At 66.6% G+C, this 926-nt stretch carries 1 protein-coding gene; it reads left to right on the forward strand.

Annotated features, from left to right (window positions below):
* On the forward strand, window positions 1-926 hold a 926-nt coding region (locus ABEB03_RS43690), incomplete at both ends, for an alpha-glucosidase C-terminal domain-containing protein (protein ID WP_345658672.1).

The raw sequence follows: 926 nt of genomic DNA on the forward strand, positions 1-926 counted from the left end.
GACACGGTGCTGCTGGCGGAGGCGAACCAGTGGCCCGAGGACGTCGTCGACTACTTCGGCGACTTCCCCTCCGGCGGCGACGAGTGCCACATGGCCTTCCACTTCCCCGTCATGCCCCGCATCTTCATGGCCGTCCGCCGCGAGTCCCGCTACCCCGTCTCCGAGATCCTCGCCAAGACCCCCGCCATCCCCTCCAACTGCCAGTGGGGCATCTTCCTGCGCAACCACGACGAGCTCACCCTCGAAATGGTCACTGACGAGGAACGCGACTACATGTACGCGGAATACGCCAAAGACCCGCGCATGCGCGCCAACATCGGCATCCGCCGCCGCCTGGCCCCCCTCCTCGACAACGACCGCAACCAGATCGAACTCTTCACCGCCCTGCTGCTCTCCCTGCCCGGCTCACCGATCCTCTACTACGGCGACGAGATCGGCATGGGCGACAACATCTGGCTCGGCGACCGCGACGCCGTGCGCACCCCCATGCAGTGGACCCCCGACCGCAACGCCGGCTTCTCCTCCTGCGACCCCGGCCGCCTCTTCCTCCCCACCATCATGGACCCCGTCTACGGCTACCAGGTCACCAACGTCGAGGCCTCCATGTCCTCGCCGTCCTCCCTGCTCCACTGGACCCGCCGCATGATCGAGATCCGCAAACAGAACAAGGCCTTCGGACTCGGCACCTACACCGAACTGCCCTCCTCCAACCCCGCCGTCCTCGCCTTCCTCCGCGAAGCCGACGACGACCTCGTCCTGTGCGTCCACAACTTCTCCCGCTTCGCCCAGCCCACCGAACTCGACCTGCGCGAATTCAACGGACGCCACCCCGTCGAACTCATCGGCGGCGTGCGATTCCCGGCCATCGGAGAACTCCCCTACCTGCTCACCCTCGCCGGACACGGCTTCTACTGGTTCCGGCTCCG

The sequence above is a fragment of the Streptomyces siamensis genome (genome assembly GCF_039543605.1).
Classification (GTDB): domain Bacteria; phylum Actinomycetota; class Actinomycetes; order Streptomycetales; family Streptomycetaceae; genus Streptomyces; species Streptomyces siamensis.